Origin of the sequence: Ochrobactrum sp. AP1BH01-1, assembly GCF_018066705.1 — a bacterium.
GTDB lineage: Bacteria > Pseudomonadota > Alphaproteobacteria > Rhizobiales > Rhizobiaceae > Brucella.
Genome location: NZ_JAGPOU010000001.1, coordinates 816,433 through 837,479 on the forward strand (window position 1 = coordinate 816,433; position 21,047 = coordinate 837,479).

The following is a 21,047-nucleotide window of genomic DNA, read 5'->3' on the forward strand; positions in this document are numbered from 1 at the left end:
CGAGACAGCAAATGACAGCCCAGATTTTTGTGCCCTTCGAGAAGCTGGCGGAAGCTCTTCTGCCCCACGCGCTGGAACATGGCGAGGACGGCTCGCACGACCTCTCCCACCTTGCCCGCGTCTGGAAAAATGCCGCCGCGATCCAGCGTCAGGAAGGGGGCGATGCCGAAGTGCTTTGCGCCGCCGCCCTGCTGCATGATTGCGTGAGCGTGGAGAAGAACTCGCCCGACAGGAACCGCGCTTCGCGGCTGGCGGCGGAAAAGGCGACAACGCTGCTGCGCAGTCTCGGATGGGATGAGGCGCGCATCGGCCTTGCCGCCCACGCCATCGAGGCCCATAGCTTCTCGGCCAATATCGAACCTGTCACAATGGAAGCCCGGATTTTGCAGGACGCCGACCGGCTCGACGCGATAGGCGTAATCGGCGCGGCGCGGTGCTTTTACATTGCTGGCCGCATGGGAAGCGCGCTCTACGACTGGCGCGACCCTCATGCCGAAAACCGTCCGCTGGATGACAAGCGCTTCGCGCTCGACCACTTCCGCACCAAGCTGTTCGGCCTCGCCTCCGGCTTCAAGACGGAAACAGGAAAGCGGATGGCCGCCGAACGGCACAAGCGGCTGGAAGTCTTTTTTGATGACTTCCTCGCTGAAGCCGACGGCTAGATCGAATAGCCACCGTCGATATTAAGCGCCGTCCCCGTCACCATGGAGGCCGCGTCTGACGCCAGCCAGAGCGCGGCTTCGGCCACATCCTCCGGCGTCGAAAAGCGGTCGAGCGGAATGGTGCGTTTAAGCGCTTCGCGCGCCTCCGGCGTATCTTCCTCCAGAAACAGCTTCAATGCCTCGCCGTCGCTTTCAGCGGGGCAGATGCAGTTCACGCGGATATTCTTCTCCGCCAGTTCAAGCGCCATCGCCTTGGTCGCGCTGATGATCCAGCCCTTGGAAGCGCTGTACCAGACAAGCCCCTTGCGCGGACGCAGCGCGGTCGCCGAAGCCGTATTGATGATGACGCCGCCGCCCTGATGCTCCATGATCGGCACAACGATCTGCGTTGAATAATAAAGCGCCTTCATGTTCACGGACGCAATCAGGTCGAAACTGTCCTCCGTCACTTCGGTCAGCGGCATGTTGCGATGCGTGAAACCGGCATTGTTGACCATGATATCGATGCGGCCGAACGCCTCAAAAGCCGTGCGCGCCACGCGCTCCATGTCGTCCTTGCGGGAAACATCCGCCTGTACGGAAAGGCCGCTCTTGCCGATATCGGCAAGCTCGTCCTCTACACGCTTCACATTCACATCTGCGAGAATGACCTTGGCGCCTTCGGCTGCAAAACGACGCGCCATGCCCGATCCGAAGCCCGAACCGGCACCGGTGATGATTGCGACCTTATCCTGCAGCCTCTTCATGTCATTCTCCTTTGGCATAACCAAGATACCGTCCATCTTGGCCAAATCACTTGAATCCAGATTGTTTGTTCCAATATGGCCTTAAGATGAACATGTCATGTGTGCACAAGCCGTTAATCCGTCAATTATCGCAGGGCGCGTTCAATTTCGCGAGAATGCGGCATTGCGACGGTTGAATTTAAATCGATTAGATAATAGACAAGTGCAGCGTGAAAATCGCATGCTGCCCATGGACAGACTGATTTGGACAGACTGATTTGCGCCAGAAGAGAAGAGAGCGATAGATGACCAGCCAGACAATTCCGGTAGAGCCCTTCGACTGCATCGTGTTCGGCGGTTCCGGCGATCTTGCCGAGCGCAAGCTCATCCCGGCGCTGTATCAGCGTCAGCGTGCAGGCCAGCTCACCGACCCGACGCGCATCATCGGCGCATCGCGCAGCGCCATGACGGACGATGAGTACCGGCAGTTCGCACGTGCTGCCATTCATGAGCATGTGAAGGCGGAGGAAGTCGACGAGAAGGAAGTCGACAGCTTTCTCGCCCGCCTCAGCTATGTGGCTGTCGATGCCAAGTCCGAAGAAGGCTGGGATGCGCTCAAGACCCTGATCGGCAAGAAGCCCGAAAAGATCCGCGCTTTCTATCTCGCCGTCAGCCCTACCCTGTTTGGCGATATTGCCACGCGCCTGAAGGCGCATGGCCTCATCACGCGCGATACGCGCATCATCGTTGAAAAGCCGATTGGCCGCGATCTCGAATCCGCCATGGCGCTCAATGACACGCTGGGCAGCGTTTTCCGCGAAGACCAGATTTTCCGCATCGACCACTATCTGGGCAAGGAAACCGTGCAGAACCTGATGGCGCTGCGCTTTGCCAACGCGCTCTATGAGCCGCTGTGGAACTCCGCCCATATCGACCATGTGCAGATCACCGTTGCCGAAGCCGTGGGCCTTGAAGGGCGCGCAGGCTATTACGACAAGGCGGGCGCGCTGCGCGATATGGTGCAGAACCATATTCTCCAGCTTCTCTGCCTCGTTGCGATGGAGCCGCCTTCATCGATTGAAGCCGATGCCGTGCACGATGAAAAGGTCAAGGTTCTTCGCTCCTTGAAGCCGATTACCAATCTGAATGTCGAAGACGTGACGGTGCGCGGCCAGTATCGCGCCGGAGCTTCCGCAGGCGGTCCGGTGCGCGGCTATCTGGAAGATCTGGAAAGCGACACCAGCAATACCGAAACCTTCGTGGCGCTGAAAGCCGAAATCGCCAACTGGCGCTGGGCGGGCGTGCCTTTCTACCTGCGCACCGGCAAGCGGCTTGCCACGCGCGTTTCGGAAATCGTTGTTACTTTCAAGCCGATCCCGCATTCCATCTTCGGTGAAAGTGCTGGCAAGGTCATAGCCAACCAGCTCGTCATCCGCCTGCAGCCGGATGAAGGCGTGAAGCAGTGGCTGATGATCAAGGACCCGGGTCCGGGCGGCATGCGCCTGCGCCACGTGCCGCTGGACATGAGCTTTGCCGAATCCTTCAGCGAGCGCAATCCGGATGCTTATGAACGCCTCATCATGGATGTGGTGCGCGGCAACCAGACCCTGTTCATGCGGCGCGACGAGGTGGAAGCGGCATGGCGCTGGGTCGATCCGATCCTTCAGGGATGGGATTTGAACAGCCAGCCCGTTCAGGGTTACACAGCAGGGACATGGGGTCCATCATCGTCCATCGCGCTCATCGAGCGTGACGGGCGCACGTGGCACGAAAGCCTGTGACACTGGAGCCGCGCGCTCCGGCTACTGCTTTGGAAAGGAATGGAATGAGCATCGAACGGCATGATTTCACGAGCGGAACGGAACTGGCCCAGGCATTGTCGGAGGCCATTGCGAACAAGCTGAATGCCGCCATCGCTGAACGGGGACAGGCAACGCTCGCCGTCTCCGGCGGCACCACGCCGCTAAAACTGTTCGAGGTGCTCTCCCGCAAGATGATCGACTGGAACCTCGTCACGATAACCCTCGTGGATGAGCGTTTCGTAGCAGTCGAAAGCGACCGTTCCAACGAAAGGCTGGTGCGCGAGCATCTTTTGCGCGATCATGCAGGTGTGGCCCGGTTCGTCGGCCTGTATAATCCGGCGGCGACGGTTGAAACGGCAGCGCTTGCCGCCGCCAGCCGCATCGATGCATTGCGCCGGCCTTTTGACGTGGTGGTGTTGGGCATGGGCAATGACGGTCATACCGCCTCGTTCTTTCCCGACGCCGACCGGCTCGATCAGGCGATCGATCCGGCAACACGCGCCCTCGTATTGCCTATTCATGCCGAGAGCGCTGGCGAAAAGCGCCTGACGCTGACCCTGCCGCTCATCGCTGAGGCCGACATGGTGGTCCTTCACATCGAAGGTGCGGCCAAGCAGGCAACGCTGGAGAAGGCGCTTTCCGGCGACGACGAGAATGAAATGCCCGTGCGCGCTGTCTTCCACCATGCGCGCACACCCATCCAGCTTTACTGGACCAGTTAATTCCATTCAGGCCAGATTGGCACAGGTGATACCCATGCCCATGCAGTCCGCTCACAAACGCATTCAGGAAATCACCGCGCGCATTCGCGAACGGTCCAAGCCGACGCGCGAAGCCTATCTTGGCCGTGTGCGGGAAGCCTCGTCCAACAAGCCGAAGCGAGCCGTTCTGGGCTGTGCCAACCTCGCGCATGGTTTTGCTGCCTGCGGGCCGCATGACAAGGCGGCGCTGACCGGCGACGAGATTCCGAACCTCGGCATCATCACCGCCTATAACGACATGCTGTCGGCGCATCAGCCATTCGAGACCTTCCCGCAACTCATCAAGCAGGCTGCGCGCGAAGCAGGCGGCGTCGCACAGGTTGCGGGCGGCGTGCCCGCCATGTGCGATGGCGTTACGCAAGGGTTCGCGGGCATGGAACTGTCGCTGTTCTCCCGCGAAGTCATTGCGATGGCGACCGCTGTGGGCCTGTCGCACGATATGTTCGATGCAGCCGTTTATCTCGGTGTCTGCGACAAGATCGTGCCCGGCCTCATCATTGGCGCGCTCACCTTCGGGCACCTTCCCGCCGTGTTCGTGCCTGCCGGGCCGATGACCAGCGGCCTGCCGAATGACGAGAAGGCCAAGACCCGCCAGCTTTATGCCGAAGGCAAGGTCGGTCGCACCGAACTCCTGGAATCGGAATCGAAGTCCTATCACGGCCCCGGAACCTGCACTTTCTACGGCACGGCCAATTCCAACCAGATGCTGATGGAAATCATGGGCCTGCATCTGCCGGGCGCATCCTTCATCAATCCGGGCACGCCGCTGCGCGATGCCCTGACCCGCGAAGCCGCCAAGCGCGCGCTGGCCATCACCGCCTGTGGCAATGAATATACGCCGGTCGGCGAAATGCTGGACGAACGCTCCTTCGTCAATGGCATCATCGGCCTCAATGCGACCGGCGGCTCGACCAACCACACCATCCATCTGATCGCCATGGCGGCTGCCGCCGGCATCAAGCTGACGTGGCACGATATTTCCGAGATTTCGGACGTGGTGCCGCTTCTGGCGCGTGTCTATCCGAACGGCCTTGCCGATGTGAACCATTTCCATGCGGCTGGCGGCATGGGCTTTCTCATCCGCGAGCTTCTCGATGGCGGCATTCTTCATGAAGATGTGCGCACCGTCTGGGGCGAAGGTCTGCGGCCTTACGCCATCGAGCCGAAGCTTGGCGCTGACGGCACTGTCATACGCGAGCCGGTGCCGGAGAAAAGCGGCGACGACAAGGTTCTGGCGAAGATCCACGCGCCATTCCAGCCGACCGGCGGCATCAAGGTCCTGACCGGCAATATCGGCAATGCGATCATCAAGGTTTCCGCCGTGAAGCCCGAGCGCCAGATCATTGAAGCGCCTGCCAAGGTGTTCAACGATCAGGCGGAAATGCAGGCCGCGTTCAAGGCTGGTGCGCTGACCGGAGATTTCATCGCCGTGGTCCGCTATCAGGGACCGAAAGCGAACGGCATGCCGGAACTGCACAAGCTGATGACCGTCCTCGGCATTCTGCAGGATCGCGGCCAGCGTGTTGCCCTTGTCACTGACGGCCGTCTGTCCGGCGCGTCGGGCAAGGTTCCGTCCGCCATTCATGTCACGCCGGAAGCGCTTGATGGCGGTGTCATCGGGAAAATCCGCGACGGCGATGTTATCCGCCTCGATGCGGTCAATGGTACGCTGGAAGTTTTGGCCAATATCGCGCTGCTGAATGATCGCGGCGAGGATCGGCCTGATCTTTCCGGCAATGAGCATGGCATGGGACGCGAATTGTTCCGCGCTTTCCGTCAGATCGCCGGACGGGCCGACGAAGGCGCTTCGGTGTTCTGAAAAGGCCCGAATGAAATTAAGGCAAAACAGTGATTCACACTGTTTTGCCTCTCAAACCATCAAAACCGGAATGAAACTGCACGAAAAGCGCAGTTCAATTGTGTCAAAAAACTGGTTTTTTCACGCCAGCAATGCGGCATGCCGACGTAAGCGTGTTCGCCATCAGCATGGCGATGGTCATCGGGCCGACGCCGCCCGGAACCGGCGTGATCGCTCCGGCGACCTTTTCGGCTTCCGTAAAATCGACGTCACCGACCAATCGCGTCTTGCCTTCGCCCTTTTCAGGGGCCGGAATGCGATTGATGCCGACATCGATCACAGTGGCGCCCGGCTTGATCCAATCACCCTTGACCATTTGCGGACGCCCGACCGCCGCCACCAGAATGTCCGCCGTGCGGGCAATCGCGGGAAGGTCTTTCGTGCAGCTATGCGCAACCGTAACCGTAGCGTTGGCGGCGAGCAGCAGATTGAACATCGGCTTGCCGACGATGTTGGAACGCCCGATCACCACGGCATTCAGACCCGAAAGGTCGCGTCCGTGAACACGCTCGATCATGATCATCGCACCCGCTGGCGTGCAGGGGACGAAGGCCGTTTCGACCTCGCCGGTGCCAAGCTTGCCGACATTGATGAAATGGAAACCGTCCACATCCTTGTCGGGCGAAATAGTCTGGATCACACGGCCTGAATCGATGTGCTTCGGCAGCGGCAACTGCACCAGAATGCCATGGATGCCGGGATCGTTGTTCAGGCTCTCGATCAGGTCGAGAAGTTCCTGCTCCGACGCCGTTTCCGGCAGGTCATGCTGAACGGAATGGAAGCCGCATTCCTTGGCCTTGCGGCTCTTGGATGCGACATAGACCTGGCTCGCCGGGTCTTCGCCGACGATCACGACGGCAATGCCCGGAACGACGCCGGTCGCAGCCACGAGCTTTTCGGTTTCGGTCTTCACCGTGGAAACCACATCCTCGGCGAGCTTCTTGCCATCAATCAATTGAGCCATAGCGAGCGCTCCGTTCTTTCGTGATTGTCTGGGAGATACACGAGATATTTTCCGCACACATGCCCATAAGCGTCATGACGCCCGATGACAATTGGCGAATGCGCGACAATGCAGGATTTTATGAAGTTTCAGAACGCAAAGTCCTGTCAAGGCCGGGAAGCGCGGGACGAACGCACGTCGTCGATGGCTCGACCGAGGGCTGCATTTTCCTTCGGTCGGCGGGGACCTTCATTCTCCGCTTCCCAGCGCGCATTGGCTTCGCGGATAACCGCAGCAAGACGGGTCTCGCCGTAGGGTTCCAGCACTTCTTCCAGCTCGGCGTCTGTCTTTCGCGGCGAAGGGGCCTTGCGACCGGCCAGCGCCATCGAAAGAAGGCCAAGCAAAAACCCGCCCAGAAAACCAACGGCGATGATCCATTGCGGCGGGAGATCGCGTCGGTTCGCTTCCGCCAGCGCTGGCGCGATAATCCGCACCGTCGCGGCGGAACCCGCCGCGGAAGTTTCTCCTCGCGCTGCGCGCATCTGCAAATCCTCAAACAGCGCCTGCTTTGCCGCCGCAGCGCGCTCCAGCATTTGCAGGCGGGCTTTGTCTTCATCCGTGGCAGGCGTCGAACCAAAACCGGCAATGGCTGCGGCTGCTTTCTGCTCGCGTTCAACCGCATTCTTAAGATCGGCTTGCAAGATGCTGCGCTGACTGGAAATCTCCTTATCGACCTCCACCTCAATCTGCTTCGCTTCCGCTCCCTGCCCTGCCGTGCGATAGCGCTCCACCAGCGCGCCCAATGCTCCGGAACGCATGCTTTCCGGTACGCCTTCACGGGCGAGACTTTCGGCACTCGCCCCGTTCAGGCTGTTGGCCTCCGCAGCAATGCGCGCCGTCTCGGCCTTGCTATCAGCAAACTCGCGCTGAAGCGCGGCCTTGTTATCGTCATCACCGAAATCCCGGCTGACGCGAAATGTGGCCGCCGCCTGTCGCGCCGCTTCAGCGTCCGCCTCCAGACTTTGCAGCCGCGCCGGAAGATTCCCTTCAGCCCCGCTCAATGGAGCACCGCCCTGCAGATGATCGCGAAACGCGTGCGCAACCGCATTGGCAAGAAGCGCCGCCGTTTCCGGCCTGTGGGCTGTGGCCTCGACATTCACCGTGCCGCTGTCTAGCGCCTGCGTGAAATCAAGGCGTTCGCGCAGCAATTCAACACCTGACGCTTTTGACGCCGGAGATTGCAAATCTTCCGGCAGCAACCGGTTCAGGCGAGCGCGCAATTCCTCCTGAAATGAGGGCTTACCCAGGTCCTCCGCGCGCGTTATGCGCGCCATCTGCGCGGCGCGTTCCAGAACGGCATTGGAGGCGATTTCGCTGCGCCGTTCCGGCGGAAAAACCTGCATGGAAGCCGTCGCTGCATATTGGGGCGGCACGAGAAAGGCATAGGCGGTTCCGATAATTCCGCCCAGCAGCGTGAAACCGGCCAGAAGCCCCCAGCGCCGCCGGCGGCGTGGTACCGTCACCGGCTCACTTTCAGGCTCCGCGGAAATTTCCGGCGCGGGTTGCGCCCTGACCGCTGCGCCTTCGAGATTGGCCTGCAACGCCTCACGCACGGCGTTCATCCGGCCCTGCATATCCGCCGCCGGATCAAGCTTGCCGTTTTGCTCGGCGTCCAGCAGTTCCTGCTTGCGACGAAGCAATTCCTCCCGACGCCTTTGATGTTCGCGCTCTTCGTCATTCAGGAAAACGCGGGACAAGGACACAGTCTCAAGGAATTCCGGCGCATAGGCCAGCAGCGGGCGAGCAGCCGCACGTGTCGCCTTTCTGTCCCTTTCCACCATCGTTCCGTCCCGCTTACACCGTGGCTATTGATCCAGATTAATATTCATCATGGCAAATAAACCGTTAAAATTGCAATTATATACGTTATTTCATACAGATAAATCAGGAGGCCAGCGTGAGCGCCGAAATGGAATATGCGATTGATCCAGTCCGGCTTAACGGCATCATCCGGTTTATCCAGAATGCAGAACGGCTGAAAAGCACATTGCGTTCCGGCCATACTTCCGAGGGGCGGCCGGAGAGCACCGCCGAACATAGCTGGCGGCTTTGTCTGCTGGTGTCACTGTTCGACCGGGAACTGGGTGAGTGCGACCGGCTGAAACTCATCAAGATGTGCATCGTCCACGATCTGGGCGAGGCGATTTCCGGCGATGTTCCTGCCATCCATCAATCCGCTGACGACGGGCGAGCCGCGCGCGAAAGAGCTGACCTCATGACGCTGTGCGAACCCCTGCCCGACGATCTGCGCGCCGAAATCATGGCGCTTTGGGCAGAGTACAGCGAAGGCAGTTCGCCGGAAGCTATCTTCGCCAAGGGCTTCGACAAGCTTGAAACCATGATGCAGCACAATATCGGGCTCAATCCGCCCGATTTCGACTATGCTTTCAATCTGGGTTACGGCGTCAGGCAAACCGCCCGTCATCCGCTGTTGCGCCAGTTCCGCGAAATCGTGGATGCGGAAACCCGGCGCAATGCGGAAAAGCGTTAACTCAGCGTCGCGAAGTGGCGAAGTGTGAAGGTAATCTGGTAAACCAGCGCAACTGCAGCGAAAATCGCATGATAGCGCCGGTTGTCCCAGAAGACCGCGACGAGGCTGAACAGGATGAAACCGACGATCTGGATCGGATATTCCATGCCATAGAGCTGATAGTGGTCATGGCCCTTCAGCAGCGTATCCATCACATCCACCACATGAACCAGTGCCAGGATGCCGAAGAACCACTTGCGGCGGGAAATGAAATAATCGCGATAGCCGGTATATTCCTCCATGCTGTCGGGGAAGAGCAGCGTACAGAGCAGGAAATAGAGGCCGGCGTAAAAAATCACGAAGAGATATTTCTCGAAGGTCCAGAGCGGAATGGTTCGCAAGCCGAACTCGAACCACCAGAAATGAATGACCGAAAGCAAAATGAAACCGACCCATGCCAGATGAACCGGATAAATCTTCTGCTTGCCGGGATGCTGAATAAAGCGCGCCAATCCAGTCAAAAGGCGCGAAACGCACAGGCCAAGAATCATGCCTATGATGATGCGGACGTGGCCGAAGGCCTCAGCCGGTGGAACGCCTGTCGTCAAAGCCGGATCCATTGTCTCCCCATTCCAGCAACGCAAGCAGAATCTGCTTCGTTGCTCTGTCCATAATTCCAGATGGCAAGCATAATGGCCGGTACCTTATGAGCAACCAGTAAATCGCATTGCAATAAGCGGACAGTATTTCGGGAGAAATATCGTGCTTTTCGCCAGATCGCCTTGCAGGTCGCAGCCGCACGGGGCTATACCCCGAAAGGAAAGAAAAGGCGCGCATGATCCTTTCGATAAGTGCGCGGGGGAAACACACAGGTGGAACAATCAATATGCATGACACGGTAATTCTGGTCGGTTGCGGCAATATGGGCTTTGCGATGCTCAAGGGCTGGCTCGATAGCGGTATCCTCAAGGCGAAAGATGTATATGTCGTGGAGCCGACCGAAGCGCTTCGCGATCGCGCCGCCGGCGCTGGCGTCCATGCCTTTGCCGATGCCGACGCCCTGCCCGGCGATCTGAAGCCGCGCATGGTTCTCGTGGCGGTCAAGCCGCAGGTCATGGCAAAAGTTCTGCCAGCCTATCAGCGTTTCGCACCCGCTGCCACTTTCGTCAGCGTTGCCGCAGGCATTCCGGTCGCCGTTTTTGAAAGCCTGCTCGGTCAGGATGCGGCAGTGCTTCGCTGCATGCCGAACACGCCTGCCGCCATCGGCAAGGGCATGCTGGTCACGTTCAAGAACGCCAATGTGACTGACGAAAACGAAGCTTTCGTTGCACGCTTGCTTGAAACATCAGGCAAGGTCGCAAGCGTGAACGATGAAGCGCTGATGGATGCCGTGACTGCCGTTTCGGGATCGGGTCCGGCCTATGTGTTCCACTTCATCGAGGCCCTGACCGATGCAGGCGTGACCGCCGGTCTGCCGCAGGAAACGGCCGCACTTCTGGCCATGCAGACGGTGATGGGCGCAGGCGCTCTCGCCGATGCCAGCACCGACACGCCCTCGAAATTGCGCGAACAGGTGACGAGCCCGAATGGCACCACCGCTGCCGCGCTTGACGTGCTGATGGGTGGCGACCGCCTCAAGACGCTCGTGGCAGAGGCTGTTGAAGCCGCCCGCAAGCGGTCGGTGGAACTGGGCAAGGTTTAAACAGACAATCCCGGCACCGCTTCAATGAGCGCTTTCGTTACGGGCGCTTGCGGTGCGGCAATCAGTTCCCGCGTCGGGCGGCATTCGACAATCCGCCCGCGCTCCATCACCGCGATACGATCCGCCATCTGTGCCGCGACCGCCAGATCATGGGTGATGAAAAGATAGGCCGTCTGCTCGGCTTTTTGTATGTCCTGCAACAGGTTGAGAATAGCACCGCGCACGGTGACATCGAGCGCCGAAACCGCCTCGTCCAGCACGACCAGCGACGGGCCGGTCGCAAGCGCGCGTGCAATCGCCACCCGCTGACGCTGCCCGCCGGAAATCTCATGAACGCCGCGCCTTGCAAGTGCCGGATCAAGCCCGACCATTTGCAAAAGGCTTGCAATGTCACGCTTCAGCCCATGAATGCGCAACGGCTCACGCAAGAGATCATAAACGCTCGCACGCGGGTTGAAGGCTGAAAGCGGGTCCTGAAATACCATCTGCATGCGCGCCCGTTGCCTGCGCAGTCCAGCTCCCTTGAGTGCCAGCCAGTCCTCGCCTGCAAAACGGATTGTACCGCTTTCAAGCGGGTGAAGTCGCAGCAACGCCCGCGCCAGTGTGGACTTGCCGCTGCCGGACGGACCGACCAGCGCCAGCGTTTCGCCCGGCTGGACCGTGAGGCTGACGCCATCGAGCGCAAGGGCCTCGCCATAGCGCAAGATCAGATCGTCGGCCTGCAAAAGCGGATCAGCCATGCGCCGCCTCCAGCACCGGCACGGCGGCGATCAGCGCTTTTGTATAATCCGTTTGCGGGTCTGAAATTATCGTTCGGGCGGAACCGAGTTCCACCAGTTCGCCCTGCCGGAAAACGGCGATGCGGTCGGCCAGTCCCGAGGCCAGCGCGATGTCATGGGTGATGAATATCAGTGTCATCCCGTCTGTGCGCACCAGTTCGCGCAGGAGGGAGACGATCTCCTTCTGCACGATGGTGTCGAGCGCACTCGTCGGTTCGTCCGCGATCAGCAGGCGCGGTTGGGCGGCAATGGCGAGCGCAATCGCGATGCGCTGCTTCTGCCCGCCGGAAAACTGATGCGGATAGCGCGAATAACTTGTCTCAGGTTGCGGAATATGGACCCGCTCCAAAAGGCTTATTGCTTTGGCTTTCGCCGCCAGCCTGTCGATTTTCGCATGGGCGCGGATGGTCTCGACAAGCTGCGCGCCCACCGTCATCAGCGGATCGAAACTCGACGCCGGGTCCTGAAACACGAAGCCGATATCGCGTCCCGGTCGCGGCTTGCCATTCGCCCACTCCAGTTGACCGGAAATGTGCGCATTACTCGGGAGAAGAGAGGCCAAGGCCAGCGCCAGCGTGCTTTTGCCCGAACCGCTCTCGCCAATGATCGCCAGCGTTTCGCCCTGCCCTATATCGAGATCGATATTCTCCAGCGCGGGCTCGCTGCCGTAGGATACGGAGAGCTTTTCAAGGCGGACAAGGCTGCTCACGACTGCACCTCGCGTCGGGATATGGCGTTCGTCAGCCCTTCGCCTGCCAGATAGACGCCGACAACAGTCAATGCCAGCGCCAGACCGGGCAGGATCGAAAGCCAGGGCGCGGAGCGCAGGACCGTGCGCCCTTCGGCGATCATGCCGCCCCAGGTGACACGGTTCGGATCGCTGAGGCCCAGAAAAGACAGGGCCGCTTCGATCAAGATGGCGGAAGCGACGATCACCGGCGCCAGCGCCAGAACCGGCGGCAGGGCGTTGGGCAATATCTGGCGGAAGGCGATTTCCATCGGATGCATGCCGATGACGCGGGCCGATGCCACATAATCGCTTTCGCGGATCGATAGCACCTGACCACGCGTCAGACGCGCAGCCTGTGTCCAGCTTGAAAGGGCGATTGCAGCAATCAGCACCGGCAGCGACGGCCCGGCGACGCTGACCAGAGCCAGCGCCAGCAGAAAGCCCGGCACTGTCTGGAAGGCTTCGGTGATACGCATCAGCACTTCATCGACGATACCACCGGCAAAGCCGGCCAGCGTTCCGACGATGCTGCCAAGAACGACCGAGGCACATGCCGCGGCCAGCCCAACGCCAAGCGAGGTGCGCGCACCATAGAAAAGCTCTGCCAGAACGTCGCGTCCAAGCCGGTCGGTTCCGAAAGGAAAATGCGGATTTTCAAAAGGTTGCAACAACGGCGCTGAGACAATGCTTAAAGGATCGCCGGGAAAGATGAGAGGTGCCATAAGCGCCGCCATGCCGAGCAGCGCGAGCAGGATTGTGCCCGTTATACCTTCACCCGTTCTGAAATAACATTTAAAGCGGCTCATGCCCTGCCGCCCCCGGTAGCGATACGTGGATCGAGCCAGAGATAGACCAGGTCGATAAGGAAATTGACCACGATAACCATGATGGCGCTCACCAGAATGACGCCGAGCAGAAGCGGCGTGTCACGGCTTGCTACGGCTTCCTGCGCGAGCCTTCCCAACCCCGGCACGGCGAAGACGCTTTCGATCACCACGCTGCCGCCGAGCATGGATGCCGCCTGCAAGCCCAGCACGGTGACGAGCGGCAGCACGGCGTTGCGCGCCACGTGACGCAGGACAATGCGCGAATGCGAAATGCCCCTCGCCCGCAAGGCGCGCACGAAATCCATGCGCCATATATCGGCCATGGCGGCGCGCATGACACGCAGGTAAAGCGCCAGATAGATCACCGCCAGCGAGACCACCGGCAGCACCAGATGGAGCGCAATGTCGCCCGCCCGCGCCAGCCCATGCTTGCCGGAAGCAATTGTTTCAATGCCGCTCGATGGCAGCCAGCGCAGCCGGATCGAAAACAGGATGACCAGCACAAGCGCCAGCCAGAAACCGGGGATCGCATAAAGGACGAGCGATGCCACGGAAAGGAACCGGTCGCGAAAGCTTCCGGGTCTGGCACCGGCAACGATGCCAAGAAGCGAGCCCACGGCAAAAGACAAGGCTGTCGCCGCCCCCATCAGAAGCAGCGTGTTGGGCAGGCGTTCCAGAATGACGTCGAGGATGGGCCGGTTGAAACTGACCGACCAGCCGAGATTACCCTGCGCGAGTGCCGCGAGGTAGGCTCCAAGCCGATGCCAGACGGACCGGTCCAGCCCCCAGCGCGCCCGCATTTCAGCAATCGTCGCCGCATCGCCGCCGAATGTCACGGCATAGGCGTCCACGGCATCACCCGGCGCGCTTTCTGCCAGAAAAAAGCAGCCGACGATGACAATCAGCAGCACGAGAATGCTGCCGACCAGTCGCCTGCGGAAAAGGGACAGAATCTGTTTCACAATGGCAGGATACAATCAATCTGACTGCTTCGTCACTGCTCCAGCCATGTATCCGCCCAGTTGGAAACAGCCCAGCGCGGATTGTTGGAAACATTTTGCACGCGGTCGCTCGCAACGGTGATGAAACCCCATTCCGCGACATTGATGAGCGGCAAATCTGCCTCCACCATCTGCTGGAACTGATGGTAAAGCGCCGTGCGCGTTTTCTCATCAATCTCGCGCGCGGCTTTGGCGATCAGCGCGTCCAGTTCGGCATTGGCATAGCCGCCCTGATTGGAGAACGGCACGCCCGCCGGAATACCGCTTTCGACCAGAATTGTGGTCGATATGGCCGGATCGCCACGATAAACAGTCGGCGCGATGGCCAGATCGAAATCATGATCGGTATAAACCGCCTTCTGGTGCGCGGCGGAATCATTATTGACGATGCGCGCATCGATACCGACAGCAGCAAGCGCCTGCCGCAGATAATCGCCAAACTGTTTGGTTTCGTTGAAATAGGGCGCGGGAAGAAGCCTGAGCGTGAAGCGCGTGCCGTCCTTGCCCCGCTTGTATCCGGCCTCCTCCAGCAGCGCATTCGCCCTCGCAACGTCGAACGGATAGGATGGCACGTCACCAGTATAAAACTGGCTGTCATAGCGCGGCACAGGACCGGTCGAGGTCTTGGCGTAACCGAGGAAGATCGTCTTCACCACGAAATCGCGGTCGATGGCGTGCGCGATTGCCTGCCGAACCTTCAGGTCGGCCAGCTCCTTGCGGCGATGGTTGATCTCCAGCACCAACTGATAGGTAAGCGCCTCATAACCCTTGGAGATGACCGTCAGGCCCGAAACTTTCGAGATGCGGTCCAGATCGGCGAGCGGCACGGCAGAAAAGGCGGCCAAGTCGATTTCTTCCGCCTCCAGCGCGCCAGCCGCTGCCGCCCGATCCGGCAGCACGCGATAGACGATCTCGTCCAGATAAGGCTCGCCCTCGCCCCAATAATCGTCATTGCGCGCCAGCCGGTAATATTCGCCGGTCTTGTGTTCGGCATATTTGAACGGGCCGGTGCCGACGAGCTTTTCATTGGCCGGATTGGCGATGATGTCACTGCCCGCAAAGACGTGCTTCGGCAACACAGCGGTCAGCGCCGGCAGGGCATTGCGAATAAGCTGGAAGGGCGTCGGTTCAGAAAAATGGAAGACGGCGGTAAGGTCGTCCGGCGTTTCAACCTTTTCCAGCGTCTTGAACACAACGCGGCCAAGATTCTGCAGCGGCTTCCAGACTTCCATGGCCGAAAAGGCGACATCGGCCGAGGTGAAGGGCGTGCCGTCATGCCATTTGACGCCATCGCGCAGACGGAACGTCGCGATCAGCCCATCGGCGGAGCCCTCCCAGCCCGTGGCAAGCCGTGGCGCGAGACCGTTTTCGCCCTCGAAGGAGGCTTCCGCAAGAGGCTCAATGACCTTGCTTGCAACGAAGAAAACGCCGTTGGATGCCACAATGGCCGGGTTCAGATTGCGCGGCTCTGAATCTGCGGCCACGACCAGCCGCCCGCCTTTCTGCGCCGTACCTGCCGCTTTCGACCCTCGCGGCCAGACGGCGACGGCGGCCAAGGCGGTCGATCCCGCCAGAAAAGCCCTACGCGACAGAACCAGTTGAACCATATTCGTTGCCCCGCAATCACATTTCAGTCGTCCGCATTTTTATACCAGCCATCCGCAAATGACAGGATTAAAACCTGTTACGGTGACAATAAATATCGAAAAACACTCCGTTTTCCGGTATTTATGACCGCCAAGTAAAGATAATATTTCAGTGATTTGCTAGCTTATTATTGCAGTAATTCAACCTGAACGTTTAAATTATTTTTTCTCCAAGAGCTAAATTAAAGAAATTCCCCTCTTGTCAAACAGGGTCTCCTCCGTAGATCATGGTTAATTATGTGTTGTCGTATTTCGTGAGCTTCCATTTCGACACGGCACACATAGACAGTGGAGAGCCATTCATAGCTCTTGTTTGAAATGCATTTGTGCGCCCATTCACTCATCTGGCGGCAAATGCCCCCTGATTACTTGTTTTGCTGCGCATCTTGTTCCGAAAGCGTTTCACTTTTCGGGATGCGCTTTGAAGCTAAACCACATTGGAAGAGAGGAAACAGAAATGTCCAGTTTGCTGCCCCCGCTTCATGACGGTCACGCACCGATCTATCTGCATCACGCATTTCAGGATGCAGTCGATGCCTATGAGGATTGGACCTCGGAGACGGGGGAACCATCCGTGCAGGTCAACGGCAAGGTGACCCGGATCAGCGTCGTCTTCCGCCGCCTGTGGAACTGCACCGACATGGTGCCCCGCCACACGCTGGAAGCGCTGAAAGACATTGTCCCGACCGGCATTATTCATGCTGAACACTGGAAGGAAACGCCCACATTCGCAGAAGCTGCCCGCATCATGCGCGTTGCTCTGGAAAGGCGCAAGGCACGACTGCTCCCGGTCGTGTGCTGATCGTCCCGATACAGAAAAGGAAACGGACGGATTTTCCGCCCGTTTTGCATTCATCCAGAACCATATTATCCCCGTTCATCGAGCCTTCGACAAGCTCAGGATGAGGCAAGCGGCCTTAGTTGGCCAGCTTGCGGAAGCGTACGCGGGCGCTGCGCTCGATGGCGGCGACGGTCAGTTCGTCCAGCGTCCAGCGGTCGCGCAGCATCTGGAGAAATTCAAGCTCTTCCTGCTCCACATGCAGATCGGCGGCGGCCACTTCGACGGCCAGCGCATAGGCCGTATCGTAGAGGCGTTCGGGCAACGCGTCATGCGCGAGATCGAGGATTTTTTCCAGGCCATCCTCGTCAGCTAAGAGCGCGTAGCAATCGCTGGCGAGCTTCGGCAGGCGCTCCTTGTCGAAGCCCTGAAACACCGGCAGGCGGGATACGACATTGCCAATGGACGACAGTTCAGCATCGGTCATCGTCGTGTCTGCCGCAGACGTCGTGATCATGATGTAGACAAGCGCATCCTGCGGCGTGATCTTTTTCATCGGGCTACTCCTGTACAACATGATCGGAATCAACATTTCCATTGGAATTGACCGGAAAATTAGGAAGCCTCACGCAGTTACGCAAGGAAATTCGGCGCTGACCGTTGACGGCAAGGGGTTGCCGCGCCATAGAGCAGGAGCGCGCATTTCGCGCATCGTTTTCAAAGAATAAAGCCCTTCACAGGATATCAGGAAAAAATCATGACTTCGCACCGCCTTCCCGAAATCACGCTGACCCCGGAACTGACCGCGGCGGCTGCGGAGGCGAAAGCATGGCCCTTTGAAGAAGCGAAGAAAATCCTCAAGCGCTATGAGAAGACCGGCTTGCCGGACACGGTGATCTTCGAGACCGGCTACGGTCCATCGGGCCTGCCGCATATCGGCACCTTCGGCGAAGTGGCGCGCACCTCGATGGTGCGCCATGCCTTCCGCATCCTGACCGGCGACAAGGTCAAGACGCGCCTCATCTGCTTCTCCGACGATCTCGACGGCATGCGCAAGATCCCCGACAATGTGCCGGACAAGGCCGCCCTCGAACCCTATCTGCAAATGCCGCTTTCTTCCGTCCCGAACCCGTTCGGCGGCGATTACAAGAGCTTTGCCGACCACAACAACGCCATGCTGTGCCGATTCCTCGATACTTTCGGCTTCGACTACGAATTTGCGAGCGCCACCGATTATTACAAGTCCGGCAAGTTCGATGCCGTGCTGCTCAAGGCCGTCGAGCGCTATGACGACATCATGAAGGTGATGCTGCCGACGCTGGGCGAAGAGCGCCAGGCGACCTACAGCCCGTTCCTGCCGATTTCCCCCAAGTCCGGCCGCGTGCTTTACGTGCCGATGAAGAAGGTCGACGCCAAGGCTGGCACAATCACCTTCGACGATGAGGACGGCGTAGAAACGACCCTTTCCGTCACGGGCGGCAATGTGAAGCTGCAATGGAAGCCGGATTTCGGCATGCGCTGGGCGGCGCTCGGCGTCGATTTCGAAATGTTCGGCAAGGATCACCAGACCAATGCCGGCATCTATGACCGCATCTGCGAAATCCTCGGCGGGCGCGCGCCGGAACATTTCGTGTATGAACTGTTCCTCGACCAGCTTGGCCAGAAGATTTCCAAGTCGAAGGGCAATGGCATTTCCATCGACGAATGGCTGGCCTATGCGCCGACCGAAAGCCTTGCGCTTTACAATTTCCAGAAGCCGAAGACCGCCAAGCGGCTCTATTTCGACGTCATCCCGAAGGCGGTTGACGAATATTTCAGCTATCTCTCGGCTTATCACCGCCAAGGAAATGTGGAATGGAAGGACAGGCTGAACAATCCGGTCTGGCACATCCATTACGGCAATCCGCCGAAGGTGGACCTGCCGGTTACATTCGCGCTGATGCTCAATCTGGTGAGCGCATCGAATGCGGAAAACCCGTTGGTTCTGTGGGGTTTCATCTCGCGGCACGTGCCGGGCGTCACGCCGGAAAACAATCCGGAACTCGATGCTCTCGTCGGCTATGCGATCCGTTACTTCAACGATTTCGTGAAGCCCACCAAGCAGTTCCGCTCCCCGGACGATGTGGAGCGCGGCGCACTGGAAGCGCTGGATGCGAAGCTCGCAACGCTGCCTGCGGGAACCGATGGCAACGACATCCAGAACGCCATTCTCGATGTCGCCCGCGCCATCGAGCGCTATCAGGATCACAGCAAGAAGAGCCCGGAAGGTGGCCCCGGCGTTTCGGTTTCCTTCTTCCAGATGCTCTATGAAGTGCTGATCGGCCAGGAACGCGGCCCGCGTTTCGGCTCATTCGTCGCGCTTTACGGCATCGATGAAACCCGCGCGCTGATCAAAAAGGCGCTGGCTGGCGAACTGGCGTAAACCATCAAGACATGCTTTAACCCAGACCAATAAATGCAAACAATAAGGGCGGCTTCGAGCCGCCCTTATTGTTTATAGCGACGCCCTGAGTGTGGAGCGAAGCGTAGCCTCATCCTGAGCCTGTCGAAGGATCGAAGGACGAGAGTTCAGAAAGCTCAAGTCCGCCCCTTCGACACGGTGCTTCGCACCGGCTCAGGATAGGGCTTGTCGCTGGAAACCCGTTCCAAATTCATCTCGCTCTATTGTGCAGGCGGCGCGGGCGGAAAATTATCCAGCGGCTGCGGGGACGGCGAAGAGGGTTGCGGTTCCGGTTCGGGGGCCAGCGGCGAAGGATTATCCGGCATATTGCCGCTGCCAGGTTCCAGATTGGGCAAAGACGTATCGGGCTTGTCGCCGAAAATGCCAAGGCGCGCTTCCACGGCCTTGTGCCCCGCTTCGTCATAGGCACCGCCGGGCGTGGCCTTCGCCCAGCCATTGGCGACCAGCCACGCGGCTGCATCTTCATTGCCAAGTGTGCATGCGGTTGCGACCGCGCTGCCGCTGTCGTTCTGCGGCAGGCGGCACATGACGGCGCGGGAGCGCAGCCACTGCCGGAAGGCTGTGCGCGCCTGCATGCCGCATGGCCAGCTTTCGCCGGAAGCGGTCTGGCAGGTTTGTTCGACGGGCACGATTTCAATGCCCTGCAACTCGATTGTGCGGCCCTGGCTTTCCAGCCGTCCGGCCGCCACCGCGACGGGACGCTGCAAAAGCTGCATCTGCTCGCCTGCGTCAACGGGTGTAGCCGGTGCCGGTGGCTCGGGCGGCTTGGGCGTGGATGCGAGGCCGAGATCGCTCAGCGGAGGGCGCGGTGCTTCGCGTTCCATTCCGCCTTCATTGGCCGGATCGCTTGCGCTGCCATTTTCCTGCGCCCCAGACGGATGGCCTCCGCCCGCCGAAGCGTCCGGTTCATCATAATCGAACTGTTCGACGACGATGCCGTTGCCTGTACCGGTCTTCTTCTGTGCATCACCGGAATCGATGACGACGACGGGCCGGTCCAGCGCGCCATAGAACGGCGCCACGAAGGCTGCTACCAAAATTGCTCCGGTTATGCCAGCTAACCCGCCGAAAACGGCGCGCGCATGGCTCCTGTCCTGCGACTGCGCCATTTACTGGCTCGCCCACAAAATGCGGGCGACCCATTCGATATCCTTGGATTCGAAAATACGGTTCGGATGTTCAGGATTGAGCGAATGCAGCTCAATAGTTCGCGGTGTCTGGCGATGCAGGATTTTGGCCATCACTTCTCCGTCTTTCGTTCGCACCACCACGCGGTCGCCCCTGCGCACGGCGGTATTGGGCGCAACGATCAGCGTATCGCCATCACGGTAAAGGGGCAACATCGAGTCGCCCGAAACCTCCAGCGCATACACGCCTTCCCCCGTGCTGGCGGGAAATTCCACGATATCCCAGCCCTGCCCTGCCGGAAAACCGGCATCATCGAAGTAACCGCCCGCACCCGCTTCGGCCATGCCGAGCAGCGGGATCGACTGCATGTCCTGCGTATATTCGCCAAATTGCGGCGTGCGATTTTCACCCCCTATGAGCCGCGTGAACTCATCGAAGGTAGAGCCGGTTGCTTCCATCACCTTGGCGAGCGATTCCGTCGAAGGCCAGCGCGCGCGCCCATCGGCGGCATAACGTTTGGATTTGTTAAAGGTCGTTGGGTCCAGTCCCGCGCGGCGTGCAAGCCCGGACGCACTCAGGGAATGACGTTCAGCCAGGGCATCTATAGCTGCCCAGACGCTCTCATGAGAAAACATTTTATGACCCACGCAAGAGGATTTTAAACCTAATATCCTATCCTATATTGTGGCAAACCTACCGGAAAACCCCATTTTA

Annotated in this window: 20 protein-coding genes; 8 read left to right on the forward strand and 12 right to left on the reverse strand. The window is 59.4% G+C overall.

The genetic code is table 11. The features are described from left to right. Window positions 1-11: 11 nt before the first annotated feature. Window positions 12-662 (forward strand): HD domain-containing protein, encoded by a 651-nt coding sequence (locus J9800_RS03805; RefSeq protein ID WP_210845534.1) that lies wholly within the window; start codon window positions 12-14, stop codon window positions 660-662. Here J9800_RS03805 and J9800_RS03810 read toward each other — a convergent pair. Beyond that, window positions 659-1,408: an SDR family oxidoreductase gene (locus tag J9800_RS03810; protein WP_114214690.1), complete on the reverse strand. Its 750-nt coding sequence runs from the start codon at window positions 1,406-1,408 to the stop codon at window positions 659-661. The two genes, J9800_RS03805 and J9800_RS03810, sit on opposite strands and share 4 nt — an antisense overlap. Before the next feature lie 284 nt (window positions 1,409-1,692). Here J9800_RS03810 and zwf point away from each other — a divergent pair, with 284 nt between their 5' ends. From zwf to edd, 3 genes are read left to right on the forward strand one after another with little or no spacing between them, the layout of a single operon-like run. Then, window positions 1,693-3,168, forward strand: coding sequence for a glucose-6-phosphate dehydrogenase (gene zwf, locus J9800_RS03815; protein ID WP_112587133.1), 1,476 nt, complete (start codon window positions 1,693-1,695; stop codon window positions 3,166-3,168). Window positions 3,169-3,212: 44 nt separating this feature from the next. Next, a complete protein-coding gene (gene pgl / locus J9800_RS03820) occupies window positions 3,213-3,911 on the forward strand; it encodes a 6-phosphogluconolactonase (protein ID WP_114214689.1) in 699 nt (232 codons plus the stop codon). A gap of 34 nt (window positions 3,912-3,945) precedes the next feature. After that, window positions 3,946-5,769 carry a phosphogluconate dehydratase gene (gene edd, locus J9800_RS03825; protein WP_114214688.1) on the forward strand — a complete coding sequence of 608 codons (1,824 nt, stop codon included), beginning with the start codon at window positions 3,946-3,948 and terminating at the stop codon, window positions 5,767-5,769. Between the two features lie 103 nt (window positions 5,770-5,872). Here the strand turns inward: edd and folD are convergent, their stop codons facing one another. Both folD and J9800_RS03835 read right to left on the reverse strand, forming a co-directional pair. Then, entirely contained in the window at window positions 5,873-6,772 is a 900-nt protein-coding gene (gene folD / locus J9800_RS03830; protein ID WP_114214687.1) for a bifunctional methylenetetrahydrofolate dehydrogenase/methenyltetrahydrofolate cyclohydrolase FolD, read from the reverse strand. Between the two features lie 146 nt (window positions 6,773-6,918). Further along, window positions 6,919-8,592 carry a Wzz/FepE/Etk N-terminal domain-containing protein gene (locus tag J9800_RS03835; RefSeq protein ID WP_114214686.1) on the reverse strand — a complete coding sequence of 558 codons (1,674 nt, stop codon included), beginning with the start codon at window positions 8,590-8,592 and terminating at the stop codon, window positions 6,919-6,921. 116 nt (window positions 8,593-8,708) lie between these two features. Between J9800_RS03835 and J9800_RS03840 the strand changes: the two genes are divergently transcribed. Next, window positions 8,709-9,302, forward strand: coding sequence for an HD domain-containing protein (locus J9800_RS03840; RefSeq protein WP_112587123.1), 594 nt, complete (start codon window positions 8,709-8,711; stop codon window positions 9,300-9,302). Here J9800_RS03840 and J9800_RS03845 read toward each other — a convergent pair. Further along, window positions 9,299-9,901, reverse strand: a complete 603-nt coding sequence (locus J9800_RS03845; protein WP_112587121.1) for a hypothetical protein — start codon at window positions 9,899-9,901, stop codon at window positions 9,299-9,301. The genes J9800_RS03840 and J9800_RS03845 overlap by 4 nt on opposite strands. 266 nt (window positions 9,902-10,167) lie before the next feature. Between J9800_RS03845 and proC the strand changes: the two genes are divergently transcribed. After that, on the forward strand, window positions 10,168-10,983 hold the full coding sequence (proC, locus tag J9800_RS03850) for a pyrroline-5-carboxylate reductase (RefSeq protein ID WP_114214685.1): 816 nt from the start codon (window positions 10,168-10,170) through the stop codon (window positions 10,981-10,983). Here proC and J9800_RS03855 read toward each other — a convergent pair. From J9800_RS03855 to J9800_RS03875, 5 genes are read right to left on the reverse strand one after another with little or no spacing between them, the layout of a single operon-like run. Then, a complete protein-coding gene (locus J9800_RS03855) occupies window positions 10,980-11,723 on the reverse strand; it encodes an ABC transporter ATP-binding protein (protein WP_114214684.1) in 744 nt (247 codons plus the stop codon). The two genes, proC and J9800_RS03855, sit on opposite strands and share 4 nt — an antisense overlap. Further along, window positions 11,716-12,471: an ABC transporter ATP-binding protein gene (locus J9800_RS03860; protein ID WP_114214683.1), complete on the reverse strand. Its 756-nt coding sequence runs from the start codon at window positions 12,469-12,471 to the stop codon at window positions 11,716-11,718. The genes J9800_RS03855 and J9800_RS03860 overlap by 8 nt, the downstream gene beginning before the upstream one ends. Beyond that, on the reverse strand, window positions 12,468-13,298 hold the full coding sequence (locus tag J9800_RS03865; protein WP_114214682.1) for an ABC transporter permease: 831 nt from the start codon (window positions 13,296-13,298) through the stop codon (window positions 12,468-12,470). The genes J9800_RS03860 and J9800_RS03865 overlap by 4 nt, the downstream gene beginning before the upstream one ends. Then, complete coding sequence (locus J9800_RS03870; RefSeq protein WP_114214681.1) at window positions 13,295-14,296, reverse strand: ABC transporter permease; 1,002 nt, start codon at window positions 14,294-14,296, stop codon at window positions 13,295-13,297. Before J9800_RS03870 ends, J9800_RS03865 begins: the two co-directional genes overlap by 4 nt. Window positions 14,297-14,313: 17 nt before the next feature. Next, complete coding sequence (locus J9800_RS03875) at window positions 14,314-15,927, reverse strand: ABC transporter substrate-binding protein (protein ID WP_114214680.1); 1,614 nt, start codon at window positions 15,925-15,927, stop codon at window positions 14,314-14,316. A 496-nt stretch (window positions 15,928-16,423) separates the two neighbouring features. On the opposite strand from J9800_RS03875, the gene J9800_RS03880 reads away from it, so the two are divergent. After that, on the forward strand, window positions 16,424-16,768 hold the full coding sequence (locus J9800_RS03880; protein ID WP_112587107.1) for a BRA0787 family protein: 345 nt from the start codon (window positions 16,424-16,426) through the stop codon (window positions 16,766-16,768). A 115-nt stretch (window positions 16,769-16,883) separates the two neighbouring features. On the opposite strand, the gene J9800_RS03885 is transcribed toward J9800_RS03880, so the two are convergent. Continuing rightward, on the reverse strand, window positions 16,884-17,300 hold the full coding sequence (locus tag J9800_RS03885) for a tellurite resistance TerB family protein (RefSeq protein WP_112587105.1): 417 nt from the start codon (window positions 17,298-17,300) through the stop codon (window positions 16,884-16,886). 201 nt (window positions 17,301-17,501) lie between these two features. On the opposite strand from J9800_RS03885, the gene J9800_RS03890 reads away from it, so the two are divergent. Beyond that, the gene (locus J9800_RS03890) at window positions 17,502-19,166 is read left to right on the forward strand and encodes a lysine--tRNA ligase (RefSeq protein WP_114214679.1); all 1,665 of its coding nucleotides are present in this window, start codon (window positions 17,502-17,504) and stop codon (window positions 19,164-19,166) included. Between the two features lie 239 nt (window positions 19,167-19,405). Here the strand turns inward: J9800_RS03890 and J9800_RS03895 are convergent, their stop codons facing one another. Further along, window positions 19,406-20,314, reverse strand: a complete 909-nt coding sequence (locus tag J9800_RS03895; RefSeq protein ID WP_114214678.1) for a thermonuclease family protein — start codon at window positions 20,312-20,314, stop codon at window positions 19,406-19,408. Then, window positions 20,315-20,968, reverse strand: a complete 654-nt coding sequence (locus tag J9800_RS03900) for a S24 family peptidase (RefSeq protein WP_112587099.1) — start codon at window positions 20,966-20,968, stop codon at window positions 20,315-20,317. It lies immediately after the preceding gene. Window positions 20,969-21,047: the final 79 nt, after the last annotated feature.

Bases quoted from the DNA above. Each gene is read 5' to 3' on its own strand.
- J9800_RS03885 (WP_112587105.1), bottom strand. From the start codon at position 17,300: ATGAAAAAGATCACGCCGCAGGATGCGCTTGTCTACATCATGATCACG.
- J9800_RS03845 (WP_112587121.1), bottom strand. From the start codon at position 9,901: ATGGATCCGGCTTTGACGACAGGCGTTCCACCGGCTGAGGCCTTCGGC.
- J9800_RS03900 (WP_112587099.1), bottom strand. From the start codon at position 20,968: ATGTTTTCTCATGAGAGCGTCTGGGCAGCTATAGATGCCCTGGCTGAA.
- proC (WP_114214685.1), top strand. From the start codon at position 10,168: ATGCATGACACGGTAATTCTGGTCGGTTGCGGCAATATGGGCTTTGCG.
- J9800_RS03810 (WP_114214690.1), bottom strand. From the start codon at position 1,408: ATGAAGAGGCTGCAGGATAAGGTCGCAATCATCACCGGTGCCGGTTCG.
- J9800_RS03890 (WP_114214679.1), top strand. From the start codon at position 17,502: ATGACTTCGCACCGCCTTCCCGAAATCACGCTGACCCCGGAACTGACC.
- pgl (WP_114214689.1), top strand. From the start codon at position 3,213: ATGAGCATCGAACGGCATGATTTCACGAGCGGAACGGAACTGGCCCAG.
- edd (WP_114214688.1), top strand. From the start codon at position 3,946: ATGCCCATGCAGTCCGCTCACAAACGCATTCAGGAAATCACCGCGCGC.
- J9800_RS03855 (WP_114214684.1), bottom strand. From the start codon at position 11,723: ATGGCTGATCCGCTTTTGCAGGCCGACGATCTGATCTTGCGCTATGGC.
- J9800_RS03865 (WP_114214682.1), bottom strand. From the start codon at position 13,298: ATGAGCCGCTTTAAATGTTATTTCAGAACGGGTGAAGGTATAACGGGC.
- J9800_RS03880 (WP_112587107.1), top strand. From the start codon at position 16,424: ATGTCCAGTTTGCTGCCCCCGCTTCATGACGGTCACGCACCGATCTAT.
- J9800_RS03835 (WP_114214686.1), bottom strand. From the start codon at position 8,592: ATGGTGGAAAGGGACAGAAAGGCGACACGTGCGGCTGCTCGCCCGCTG.
- J9800_RS03895 (WP_114214678.1), bottom strand. From the start codon at position 20,314: ATGGCGCAGTCGCAGGACAGGAGCCATGCGCGCGCCGTTTTCGGCGGG.
- J9800_RS03875 (WP_114214680.1), bottom strand. From the start codon at position 15,927: ATGGTTCAACTGGTTCTGTCGCGTAGGGCTTTTCTGGCGGGATCGACC.
- zwf (WP_112587133.1), top strand. From the start codon at position 1,693: ATGACCAGCCAGACAATTCCGGTAGAGCCCTTCGACTGCATCGTGTTC.
- folD (WP_114214687.1), bottom strand. From the start codon at position 6,772: ATGGCTCAATTGATTGATGGCAAGAAGCTCGCCGAGGATGTGGTTTCC.
- J9800_RS03805 (WP_210845534.1), top strand. From the start codon at position 12: ATGACAGCCCAGATTTTTGTGCCCTTCGAGAAGCTGGCGGAAGCTCTT.